Here is a 2,669-nt window from a genome sequence, read left to right as displayed (position 1 = left end):
CACAGACGTAGCAATTGTTCCACAAGTATCTCCCCAGAGCCCTCAGCCAACGGGCTTACCAGTACTTCGTAGTCAGCGCCGGCGTACGCGTCGCGGTCGGCAATATACCCCAGGTAGTCATTCGCATAGCCCACCAGCACCGTAGCGGGGGCAACGCTCCGCTCCTTGAGATGCAGTCCGAGACGCGAGAAAAGCTCTCCAGGTACGCCCAGGAATGCAATCGGACCAAGAAGCAGCACCTGCAGGTGAGCTGTCAGTTGGGCTGGCAGACGCCCATACATCTCCCTCTGAACCAGGGCCCCCTCCCACATCGTACGCAGCCGCCGAAGTTCTCCGTGGCTCCGCCCCATTTGCTCTGCACGCCGCAGTTCCCATTCGGCGGCCGCCACCCGGTGTTTCAAATCATCGGGATCGAGGATCCTTGCGGGAAGGGCCACGTCTCGCTCCCCGCATGCGACGGCCAGGGGACCCTTCACAGTCTCAGCACCGAGCACCGCAGTCGCGGCAGCGACCCCCACCAGACACCCCATGCGGCGGCCCTCCGCCCATGTCTGGGCGCGGCGGGTGAACCTAGGGCTGACGTCCCCCGCGGCGCCATTGGTGTAAAGCACCGGCGGACACCCCAGTCCTGCGGCTTGAAGGCATTTCTGTACCGTCCTGCGCATCGGCCCCACAAAGTCACTGGACAGCAGGAGATTGTCTGCACCCAGTACGGTCGGATGGCAGGCGTAGTTGACCAACACGGCGATCAACGAGCCATCTTGCCTGCTCAGCGCCAGCACGGTTACCTCGGGATCGACCGGTGCAGAGGGATCATTGCGGTTCGCCCCGACTCCCGCCACCGTCGCTCGTCCGAGGCTAAGGTAACAAGCCTCGGGCGCCAGGGCGGCCAGTTTTGCCACTCCAGCCAGGCTGCGGGCAGTATACTCGCGCAGACAGGGGTCGGACTGAGATCGCTCGGCCACGTGCAGGCGGGCCACAACGCCCGCATAGCTGGAGTGCGTGTGTGAAGCTGCAACCATTACCCCAGCCGCGGGGACCCTGAGGCCCTGGGCAAGGACGTCCCTGACTGCCCGGGTAAGATCCCAGTCCACGGCAATCAGGTCGGCACACACAATGACAGCCCGCCCTTGGTCCCCCTCGAGATAGAGCGCCTGCGCGACCAACGGGTCAAGCCACCCCATGGACGACCCTTGCCGCGCCATATAACCCGCCATCGGCGTGCCCGCAGGAGGGGCGAGAACCACCTCTGCCACTCCGGCCCGAAATCCCATAACCCGTCTCCCCCTTGCTCACCACGCCTTAATTCGCCCCTTGTAACGCTCGAGGAGCGGCCGGTTGTATTCGCGCGCACCATCGAGGTTCCCAGATAGGAATACCGGGGGGTCATGCCCGGCAGACATCATCTTTTCCACTACCTGCAAGAGCAGACAGTGGACGATGAAACAGCCCGCTATGCCCGATCCCGGACCCATCGGAGCACGCGTCCCTTCAACGTGAACCAGGGCGTCGCCCAAAGGCGTCTTGTTGTCTATCACCAGATCCGCCACTTCGAACAGACGCTTGCCCGAGGAGTGGCGGGAAGACACGGAGCGGGAATAAGCCAAGGAAGTGATGGCGATGACGGGGACACCCCGCGCCTTGGCCTCCATGGCCACCTCAACGGGAGCCGCATTCCGTCCCGAGTTGCTCACAACCAGCAGCACATCCTGGGGCCTGATGTCGCGGTGGTCCAGAATAACCTTACCCCATCCCTCCAGGCGCTCGGCGAACTCGCTCTTGCACACTTCCGTATGCCCGGTGAGACTGGGCTCCAGGATGGCATCCACCGGGGCCAGCACGCCGGCCCGGTAGAGCACTTCTTCAGCTACCAGATGGGAGTGGCCCGTCCCGAATATGTGGAGGATCCCTCCCGACATCATGGACCTGGCCACCACTTCGGCAGCCTGACCGATAACCGGGAACTCCTCCTCCTCGATCCGGGCAAGCATGTCGTGGACCTCAGCCGCAAAGCGTTCAGCCAGCACGTTCACACCTCCGGAATCTAGAGTGGGCCGCGCGATCCGCGTCACCGGTCGTCGCCAGTCCAACGAGGCAGGGCCGAAAACAGCTCCCGTTCCCGCTCCCGGCAGTAAGCCACCCTCCCTGCCACCAGCACCACGGCAACTTCCAGCTCCCTGTCCAGGATGACCAAATCGGCATCCATCCCCGGAGCCAAGAGACCCTTCCTGGTGTGCAGGTTCAAACACCGGGCCGGATTCAACGTGGCCATACGGACCGCTTCGTGAACGGGCCTGCCCAGGACACCGACCACGTTTCGCACCGCCTGATCCATGGTCAGCACGCTTCCGGCGAGCGTGCCGTCGGCTAGGACAGCTCTCCCTTGCCGCACATGCACCTCCCGCCCGGCTAGAGAGTAGACGCCATCTGAAAGTCCGGCCCCGGCCATAGCGTCGGTGACCAGGAGTACGTCCCCGGGTTCCTTCACGCGCATAAGGAGGTCCATCGCTGCACGGTGAACATGTACTCCGTCTGCGATGAGTTCCGCAGTCACCGGAGCAACAAGGGCGGCACCCATAGCCCCGGGCTCCCGGTGCCCGAAACCCCTCATGGTGTTGTAGCAGTGGGTCACATGCCTGGCTCCAGCCCGAACGCCAGCCATGAAGTCC

General features: G+C 63.8%; 3 protein-coding genes. All 3 read right to left on the bottom strand.

Translation table 11 applies throughout. The annotated features are described in order from the left end of the window. Positions 1 to 1,256 (bottom strand): neutral/alkaline non-lysosomal ceramidase N-terminal domain-containing protein (locus tag AB1609_20555; GenBank protein MEW6048835.1); only part of this gene is annotated, 1,256 nt, incomplete at its 3' end. Between the two features lie 36 nt (positions 1,257 to 1,292). After that, positions 1,293 to 2,027, bottom strand: a complete 735-nt coding sequence (locus AB1609_20550; GenBank protein MEW6048834.1) for an SIS domain-containing protein — start codon at positions 2,025 to 2,027, stop codon at positions 1,293 to 1,295. Positions 2,028 to 2,068: 41 nt separating this feature from the next. Then, a partial coding sequence (locus AB1609_20545) for an amidohydrolase family protein (GenBank protein MEW6048833.1) occupies positions 2,069 to 2,669 on the bottom strand: 601 nt, incomplete at its 5' end.

Source organism: Bacillota bacterium, from assembly GCA_040754675.1.
Lineage (GTDB): Bacteria > Bacillota > Limnochordia > Limnochordales > Geochordaceae > Geochorda.
The sequence above is the reverse complement of the archived record's forward strand: the minus strand, read 5'-3'. Positions and strand labels throughout refer to the sequence as shown.